Raw genomic sequence first — 8,718 nt, 5'->3', positions numbered from 1 at the left:
TCGCCCTCGTTGGCCGCGCCCAGTTCCAGCGCTTTGGCGTGAACAGCTTTGACCTGCTCCGGCGATTCGACCGCCAATGCAACCATGGTGCCATTGCCAACCGTGGCGGCGTTGCCGTCAAAGGGCTTTATTAACGAAACAGCCGGGGCTGTGGCTGATGTGGACCAGGCCACAAAGGTCTCGCTCTCCATCATTCGCTTGGCGCCGAGCGTGGCGAGCAGGTCGTCGTAAAAGGCGATTGATCTTGCCAGGTCGTTGGTTCCCAGGGTTACGTATCCAATCATTGGTTTATCCTCATATCAATCGAACAGGTCTTCGAGAAATTCCAGCAGTTCTTCCAGTGCTTCCCACGGCCACCAGTCGTCAGTGTCGCGGAGAAACCCGGCAAAGCTGCTGCGGTTCTTTACCGGTCGGGCTCTCATGTGGCGGCGGCGCTTTCGTCGCGCCTTGCCGCCGACCAGCGTGCGTATTTCGTGGTGATCGAACCATATGCCGTGCTCGCCACACACCTCAATAGTGACACGTTTGTTCCTTGGCAGCTGATATTCCTGCATCGACACTTCGCAATCCGGGCAGGGCAGCGCGGGGTCGTTGTCGCTGCCGCGTGAGCGCGGTGCTGGCAGTGTCGTCAGCCACTGTCGTACCGACGAGCGCGCGGGCTTGTGTTCGAGCACGGCATCGATGGCCAGGTGATGCGCCCACATGCCGCCGCAGCGGTCGCAGCGGTCAAAGATCTGCTTGCCGACCAGGTTCGCCGTCAGCGCCGTCGAGCACCGCGGGCAGGGCAGAGTGACAGCCCCATCGCGGTGAACAAATTTTGCCGGAGCGGCGACATTGGTCCCGCATTGGCCGCAATGCCTGTCTCCGGCCATCATTAGCGTAAAGCAGTTCGGGCAGCAAACGCTCTTGAGCGGGGTGTCGCAATAATTGCAGCGGCCCTTGCCGGGGTCAGCCGACGCACCGCAGCTCGGGCACTGTACCGACAGCAGCGTTTGCGGTTGCCGGGGAAAATTGAACGTCTCACCGCAGGAACACGTGGCGGCAGTCCCGGCAGGGCGCCCGGCGACGTCATGACGGGTATGGCAGGAAGGGCACTCGATGTTCATGCGCGCCCAAATAATAACACTGGGTTCACTGCCGTTTATTCCAATGATTCAGGTTGAACACAACGCGGCGAAAGAACCAGCCCAATCGTGTTGCACTGCGCCTGATCTGCACCGCCATGCTTTTCTTTGACCGCTCGCGTTTCTCAATTATCGACGTATCCGACAGCGAGCTCTCCCACACCGCATAGGGTGTTAATCCGTAAAGCGGCTGACGGTGGTTCCAGAATCGCTTGATGAACACATCGACTGGTTCGAGCATTACTGAGCTCGCATCAATGAAGCAACGTGCCACGCGCGGGTCGATGACGTAACCCAGCGTGCTGTGCGCCATTTTGGTGTAGCGATGCAGTACAAAGTCTCCCGACTGCGCAACCTGCACTTTTTTTGCACGGGTCTCGGTCTGCAGGCGGATAAAGCCATATTCGCTTATCCAGCGCGCTGCGGCGGCCAGCGCTTCAGGGAAAAAATCTGCTGCCTCGAAGTCGTCTTCGAGTACGCATATCGGCGCGTTGCTCTCACAGCAGCGCCGCCACGCCAGGATATGACTCGCGAAGCAGCCGATCTCGCCCGGGGCAGGCGGCCTGCCGGTGTGCAGGACATGCTGCTGCACATCGACGGCGGAAAACATGGCCGTCCCGGCGGTGCCGTCAACTGCATCGATAAAATCAAACTTGAGGCCGAGATCGTGCAGCTGCTGCGTCGCCTGCATTCGGCGCTCGCCGGCTGCCGGCATGCTGATTACCGCTATTTGCATGCGTGCGCGTTCGAGGTTCCCGGGGTATGGAAATGCAAGAGTAACATCCGACGTGTTTTAATCAGCGGAACATATCGCTGGGTGGTGGGTATTGGAGATCTGGCAGGTATTTCTGCTGGCCGGCGTCGGTGTAGTCGCCGGCTGGATGAACGTGATGGCGGGCGGTGGTTCGATGCTGTCCGTTCCGGTAATGCTGATTCTCGGCATACCCGGCCCGGTCGCGAACGGCACGAACCGGATTGCTATCCTGGCGCAGAATATCGTTGCCGTTGCGACGTTTTTCCGCCATGGCCATGCCGATTTCAAACTGAGCCTGTCACTTGCGCTGGCAGCGACGCCCGGTGCCATGCTGGGCGCCATGATCGGCGTACGGCTCGACGGGCCGTGGTTCGAACGCACCCTGGCCGTGATCATGATTCTCGTGATGATCCTGATGTGGGTGCGCCCGGGAAAAGCCGATGCTGCCGAACCGGCACGAGAGCTCACCCGTACCCGGCTGGTCTGGGGCCACATCTGCATGTTCGGTGCAGGAATATGGGGCGGGTTCATTCAGATCGGTGTTGGCTTTATCCTGATGCCAATCCTCCACCGCGTGCTCGGCTTCGACCTGGTGCGGGTCAACATGCACAAGGTTTTCATTGTGCTGGTCTACACCGTGGTCGCGCTGATTGTATTCGCATCGCAGCTGGAACTGCTGTGGCTGGTGGGCCTGTCACTGGCCGTCGGCAACGCGACCGGCGGTTGGCTCGGTGCGCATACCACTGCAATCCGGGGCGAGAGTCTGGTGCGTATCGTCTTTTACGGCATCCTGACGGTGTTCATCCTAAGGCTGTTGCTGTTTTGAAACTTCCTGTTTTTCTGGTCTGCGCCGCGCTGCTGCTGTCCGGTTGTGCGACTGTCCGCGATACGGCTGACAACGAGCAGGTGACCAACCGCGGTGCCGACAAGGATCGCTGGTGGAGCGCGCTGCCACGCCCGGCGTGGCAACAGTTTGCCCGTGTCGAGCAATCACAGGACTGGTTCGAGGTTTACCGGGTCGCCGACGGCGTGCTGGCTATCTATGAGCCTGGTCAGTTCGAAGAAGTTATTTCTTATCTGATCACCGGAACACAGCGCGCTCTGCTGTTCGATACCGGGCTGGGGATCGGTGACATGCGGCGGCTGGTCGCTGAGCTGACCAACCTGGAAGTAGTGGTGCTCAACTCGCATACCCATTACGACCACATCGGTGGCAATCACGCGTTTGCGACGGTGTTCGGTGTTGATACCGGTTACACGCGAAGCAGGGCAAACGGGCTGGATCATGACGAAGTCAGTTTCGCCGTCGGTCCCGGATGGATCTGGAAGCCGTTACCACCGGGTTTTGACGCTGCAAGTTACGCTATCGCGTCTTACCAGATCGATCGTTTCGTGCGCGACGGGCAACGCATTGATCTGGGCGGGCGGGTACTCGAGGTGTTGTTGACTCCCGGCCATGCGCCGGATGCCCTCTGCCTGCTCGATCGTGCCAACCGGCTGCTGTTCACCGGCGATACGTTCTACCTGGCACCGCTCTACACTCATCTCGAAGGGTCTGATTTCACGCAGTATGCGAATACCGCGAGGCGACTTGCCGGTCTTGCAGGTGAAGTTGAACTGCTGATGCCCGGCCACAACGAGCCGGCGCTATCGGCGCACTACCTGCAGCTGCTGGAACGCGCCTTCAACGACATTGCCGCCGGCCGGCCCGACTACACGGAAACCGACGGCCATCGCCAGTACGATTTTGGAGATTTTTCGATTATTACTCGATAAAAATCAGTCGATTCATGTTGTTACATAACATGGCGAATCCCGCATTCCTGAACTAGTCTAAGTAGATATCGTGGCCTTCGGCCACGTGTCGAAAACCAAAGGGGAGACTGGAAATGAGACTGATCCTGATTTTGGCGGCCCTTGCAGTTGCGCTGCCGGTATTTGCCGACAACCACATGGACCCGGACGCTGACCTCGCCGATGCCTGGTACATCGTGGTCAAGGATGGGCACCATGAGGAATTCGAGGCGGCTTTCAAGGACCACCTAAAGTACCGCAAGAAAAAGCGTGACCCGCGTCCCTGGAAGACCTATGCGCCGATTATCGGCAGCGATCTGAATCACTACGTAATTCGTCATTGCTGCGTGAGCTGGGCCGACATGGACAGCTATCGCGAGTGGGCTCAAAAAGCGAAAACCGGTGACCACTGGGATGAAAACGTGGATCCCCACGTCGCGAAGTACAAGCACTACATGCACAAGATCGATTTCGAAAATAACAGCTGGCCCGAAGACGACCCGGGCTACCAGTTGTTCGGCGTGACGCGCTGGAAAATCAAGCAAGGACACGGCGGCAAAGTCGATGAGATCAAGAAAATGTTCAGCGACCATGCAAAGGAGGGCGGCTGGTCGCGCAGCTGGGCATGGTCAAGCCAGATCGGCGGCGGCGATATGATGTCGCTGGTCACGCCGTATATGAATTACGCCGACATCAAGGGTCCCGCTGGCGGTTTCGGCAAGTTTCTTGCCGGGCGTATCGGGGAAGAAGCCACATCCAAGGCATTCGCCGACTTCGGTATGAATTTCCACGGCTCGTCGTACACCGTTTATCGCCTTGTCGAAGACATGTCGATGAAAGAGTAACGGCGTTAAGCCCGATGTCCCGCCCTCTCCCTGAATAAGGGAGAGGGTTTTTTTCAGGCGCGATCAGTAATCAATGCCGTAGCTGCCTGCTTTCAGACTCTTGTCGATGCAGACATCGCGGCCGGCGCCCTCGTTGAGATTGATTACCCGAAATTCGCTCAACCGGTTTTTGTTGTTGTCCAGCAAAACGTAGACGCGGGGCTGCAGGCGAGAGCCTGTTTGCTGAATCACAAATCCGACCTCGCCATTGGAAAGCTGCACCAGTGTGCCCGTCGGATAAGTACCGAATGCCTTGCGGAATGCCTGCACCAGCGATTCGTTGAATTCTTCGCCGCGCTGCGTCTTGATATAACGCATTGCCTCATACGGTGTTGCGCGGCGCCCATAGCTGCGTTCGCTGATCATGGCGTCAAACATGTCGACAATACTGGCCATCTGGGCGAATCGGGGTATCTGGTCGCCGGCAAGCCGGCGCGGGTAGCCGGTGCCGTTGTAGCGCTCGTGGTGCGACATGATCATCGTCACGATGGCGCTGCCTTCCGAGGTAATCTGCGAGACGATTTCGGCGCCGCGTTCAACATGACGACGCAGCTGCTGCAGTTCGCCGGGTGTCAACTCGGTTGCCCGGGGCCGGTTGAGCAGATCGCTCGATACCCTGGTCTTGCCGATATCCAGCAGCGCGCCGCCCATGGTCAGGGTCTTCAGTGACTGGTAGGACTTGCCCATGTCGTGGCCGAAAGCGCACAGCATTACGGCGCACGCGACCCCGTGACGATATAGATAGTCGCCGCCGCTCTGGGTGCGAACAAAATACAGCAACGCATCCGGGCTGCGCCGGATGCTGTTGACCACATTGCGGGCCGCCCGCTCGAGGCGTGTCAGATCCGGCGAGATGCCCTGGGCCGCACGCTCGTAGCATTCGATCATCGTGTGGCGCAATTCGGCATGCACCGTCTTGGCAACGGGGAATTCTTTTTCCGTTGGTATCAGTTCGCCGGCAGGCAGTTCCGGTTCGGGTTCTTCGTCGGCGCTGCGGCGAAATCGCTGGGCAAAGTAGTTCTCATACCCGGTTTTACTGTTGCCGGCATCGACAAAGACGTATTCGCAGCTGTCTTTGAGTTTCTTGAGTTCCGCCTCGGTTTCGATGCGAAAGCCCTGGAAAGGAAACGGTGAGTCGGTCCACGGGCGGTCGAGATAGGAAACGTACATACCCATCTTCAACTCGCCGGGCGCGAGGATCATCGTTTCGGAACCGTCAAATTCCTTGGTATCAGCCATTTCCGGGGCACTCAAAGGGTGAGCCGTAATTTTGACGTAACCGTGCTCCTTATAGATGTGACCGACTTCAAGGATGCGGCGTCACGCCGATTTAACTTAATGCTGAACAATGGTTGCCAGGTCCGAAAACCGCACGGTTTTTTGCGCATCCGCGCCATTGTCGGCAAAAAAACATCAGCGAAAAATCTGTGGTACCTGTGCGACACCCAGTTTGTGGGTAACCTTGTAAACCATATAAAACATAGGCTTACGATCAAGAGTAGCGGCAAAATACCGGCTTTACTGTTGTAGCGCCTATGCAACAACTTTCCTGTAGCATCGTGTTGTCGTTAAAATGACTCATCCCGCATGGCCCCAGGTGGCTGGCGGGCGTGGTTAGTTACCCTTTATTGCAAATGAGTGGTTTTGTTTAAATGAAAATCAGAGACTATAAAATTGCGACCGCAGCTCTGGCTGCTGCCGTTGCAGCCGGCGGTTTCGCACCGACGGTTGTAATTGCGCAGGACGACCGGACTGAGGAAGTTACCGTTACCGGTACTCGCATTAAACGCCTCGATCCTCAGCTGCCGACGCCTGTCCAGGTGTTCGATGCTGAGTACATCGAAAACTCCGGCGCTGCCAACATGCAGGATTTCCTGTTCACGGCCAGCTTCGCCGGCCCGGGCCTGTTCAACGAGAACAGCACCCTGTCCCAGACCGCAGGTACTGCCAACTTTGACAGCCGCGGTTTTGGTGACGACTACGTTGTCATCCTTCTCAACGGCCGGCGCCTGCCGGGTGATCCGCTGGGTGGCGATAGCGCGACCAACCTCAACCTGATTCCGCTGGCAGCAGTAGAGCGCGTTGAGTATCTGTCCACCGGCGCCTCGGCCATTTACGGTGCCGACGCGGTGCAGGGCGTGCTGAACGTCATCACGCGCCAGGAATACGACGGCATCCAGGGCGAGCTGCGCTACACCGATTCCACCGGTGGCGACGGCGCCCAGGTTGGTGCCTCGATGGTCGGTGGCGTAATCGGCGATGCCGGCTATGCAACGATCGCGTTCGAGTACCAGCAGCAGGACGACGTCGATGCCAAGGGCCTGCCCTTGATCGGCTCGGCCATCGCACCTGACGGTACAGACGGTCGTAGCCCGACTGGTCTGCCTGGCACCTACCTCGACTTTGGCGCCGGCGTTTCTTACCCGGCACCAGGCTGCCCGGCCGGCAGCCCGCGTCCGGCACAGTTCACCAGCCTGGGTGAAGACTGCGCCTTCGACTTCGCCCCGCTGTACGATGCCATTCCGGCCCAGGAACGCTATAACTTCCTGGCCAGCAGCGAATTCGCATTTGACGACATGATCACCGGCTACGGCGAGTTCCGTTTCAGCCGCATCTTCACCGAAGTGCGCAACGGCGCAGCCCCGGCGTTCTTCAACATCACCGGCACGCCAGCACTGGCAAGTGTCGATGCAGAACTGGGTACCGACCTTGCCAACTCGCCTTCAGTGTTCATCCTGCGTCGTGCAGTTGATGCTGGCCCGCGTGCCACCGACAACACCAATACGGCGTTCTCGACGGTACTTGGCAGCCGCATCAATTTCGACAACATTGGCGAGCTGGACCTGTCGGTGCAGCACGTCGAGTCAGAAATGAACCGTGTCGGCGTTGGTGGTCAGCTGTCCGTGAGTCGTGTCGAAGACGCTGTAGCCAGCGGTCTGTTTGACGTGACCCAGACCTATTCCCCGGCGTTCTTTAACAACAACGGTATTGCCATCTCGACGCAGCGTCAGGCTGTGGGTACCGAGTCGCAGCTCCGTGCCGAAATGACCGGCGACCTGCCGTTCAGCATCGGGACGGTTCCGGTCGCCTATGCCATCGGCGCGCGTTACAAGGAAGACGAGTTCTTCGATCGTGCTGATGTTTCATCGACCGAAGGCGATGTCGCCGGTGGCGCCAGCTCCAACGGTTCAGGTAGCCGCAAGATTCGTTCGGTCTACGGCGAGCTCGCCATTACCCCGACCGATAATGTTGAGGTTTCACTGGCAGCACGCACCGACAACTACGGCTGGATTGGTCTGAACACCCGCAGCGGTGACGACCAGGCCACCTACATGGCCGGCGTGTCATTCCGTGCCATGCCAAACCTGTTGCTGCGTGCCTCCGCCGGTACCGGCTTCAAGGCCCCGGCACTGGGTGAGTTGTTCCTGGGCCGTTCGTTTGGTGTTACAACTGCTGTGGACACCACGCTGTGTAACGCTGCCAACAACGATCCGAACGCCACGCAGATGGATATCGACAACGCCTGTCGCTCGCTGGAAATTCGCTCTGTTTCGGGTGGTAACCCCGAGCTGCAGACCGAGTCTTCCGACAACCTCAGCGCCGGCCTCGTGTGGGAGCCGATGGACAACCTCACAGTTGCTCTCGACTACTACGACATCAGTGTCGAAGACAAGATCGGTTCGCTGACGGTGCAGGAAATTGTCAATAATGAAGCCAACTTCCCGAACCTCATCACCCGCGTGAATGGTTCGCTGTCGGTACCGGGCGCCGAAGTACGTTCGAACCTGCAGAACCTGAACAAGGAAGAAGGCCAGGGCATTGACCTGTCGACTCGTTCGACCTGGGATCTGAACAACGGCAACCGTCTGGTTGGCGATGTTCGTATCGCGTATCTGCTGAGCCACAAGCGTCAGCTGTCGGCATTGCAGCCGCTGTGCGAAGATGCCGGCACCACCAGTGAGCCGGACTACCGCATCAACGGCCAGCTCGGTTACGAAGCGTCGAATTACAACATTATTCTGACGGCACGTTTCCTGGGCGAGACCGACGATCTGGTCGGTGGTCGTGACACGGCAAGCAACTCCTGCACGCCGAACCCCGATGGTGAAGTTCGTGGTGTTGACAGCTATCTCGAGCTGGGCCTGCGCGGCTCCTACCAGCT

The 8,718-nt window shown here is 58.5% G+C and carries 8 protein-coding genes; 4 read left to right on the top strand and 4 right to left on the bottom strand.

Annotated features, from left to right (window positions below):
* From HKN06_04130 to HKN06_04120, 3 genes are all read right to left on the bottom strand, one after another.
* A partial coding sequence (locus HKN06_04130) for a VOC family protein (GenBank protein ID NNF60501.1) occupies positions 1-284 on the bottom strand: 284 nt, incomplete at its 3' end.
* Between the two features lie 15 nt (positions 285-299).
* The gene (locus HKN06_04125; protein ID NNF60500.1) at positions 300-875 is read right to left on the bottom strand and encodes a zf-TFIIB domain-containing protein; all 576 of its coding nucleotides are present in this window, start codon (positions 873-875) and stop codon (positions 300-302) included.
* Positions 876-1,131: 256 nt separating this feature from the next.
* Positions 1,132-1,860: a glycosyltransferase family 25 protein gene (locus HKN06_04120; protein NNF60499.1), complete on the bottom strand. Its 729-nt coding sequence runs from the start codon at positions 1,858-1,860 to the stop codon at positions 1,132-1,134.
* A 145-nt stretch (positions 1,861-2,005) separates the two neighbouring features.
* On the opposite strand from HKN06_04120, the gene HKN06_04115 reads away from it, so the two are divergent.
* The 3 genes from HKN06_04115 (at position 2,006) to HKN06_04105 (ending at position 4,517) form a co-directional block, all read left to right on the top strand.
* Positions 2,006-2,704, top strand: a complete 699-nt coding sequence (locus HKN06_04115; protein NNF60498.1) for a sulfite exporter TauE/SafE family protein — start codon at positions 2,006-2,008, stop codon at positions 2,702-2,704.
* A complete protein-coding gene (locus tag HKN06_04110) occupies positions 2,701-3,654 on the top strand; it encodes an MBL fold metallo-hydrolase (GenBank protein ID NNF60497.1) in 954 nt (317 codons plus the stop codon). The genes HKN06_04115 and HKN06_04110 overlap by 4 nt, the downstream gene beginning before the upstream one ends.
* Before the next feature lie 113 nt (positions 3,655-3,767).
* On the top strand, positions 3,768-4,517 hold the full coding sequence (locus HKN06_04105; protein ID NNF60496.1) for a hypothetical protein: 750 nt from the start codon (positions 3,768-3,770) through the stop codon (positions 4,515-4,517).
* A 63-nt stretch (positions 4,518-4,580) separates the two neighbouring features.
* Here HKN06_04105 and HKN06_04100 read toward each other — a convergent pair whose 3' ends face one another.
* On the bottom strand, positions 4,581-5,795 hold the full coding sequence (locus tag HKN06_04100; protein ID NNF60495.1) for a DUF3391 domain-containing protein: 1,215 nt from the start codon (positions 5,793-5,795) through the stop codon (positions 4,581-4,583).
* Between the two features lie 413 nt (positions 5,796-6,208).
* On the opposite strand from HKN06_04100, the gene HKN06_04095 reads away from it, so the two are divergent.
* The coding region (locus HKN06_04095) for a TonB-dependent receptor (GenBank protein NNF60494.1) at positions 6,209-8,718 on the top strand (2,510 nt) is incomplete at its 3' end.

This window comes from Gammaproteobacteria bacterium (assembly GCA_013003425.1).
Lineage (GTDB): Bacteria > Pseudomonadota > Gammaproteobacteria > Steroidobacterales > JABDKV01 > JABDJB01.
The sequence above is the reverse complement of the archived record's forward strand: the minus strand, read 5'-3'. Positions and strand labels throughout refer to the sequence as shown.

Excerpts from the sequence above, each read along its gene's own strand:
- HKN06_04125 (NNF60500.1), bottom strand. The coding sequence starts at position 875 with ATGATGGCCGGAGACAGGCATTGCGGCCAATGCGGGACCAATGTCGCC.
- HKN06_04120 (NNF60499.1), bottom strand. The coding sequence starts at position 1,860 with ATGCAAATAGCGGTAATCAGCATGCCGGCAGCCGGCGAGCGCCGAATG.
- HKN06_04115 (NNF60498.1), top strand. The coding sequence starts at position 2,006 with ATGAACGTGATGGCGGGCGGTGGTTCGATGCTGTCCGTTCCGGTAATG.
- HKN06_04105 (NNF60496.1), top strand. The coding sequence starts at position 3,768 with ATGAGACTGATCCTGATTTTGGCGGCCCTTGCAGTTGCGCTGCCGGTA.
- HKN06_04100 (NNF60495.1), bottom strand. The coding sequence starts at position 5,795 with ATGGCTGATACCAAGGAATTTGACGGTTCCGAAACGATGATCCTCGCG.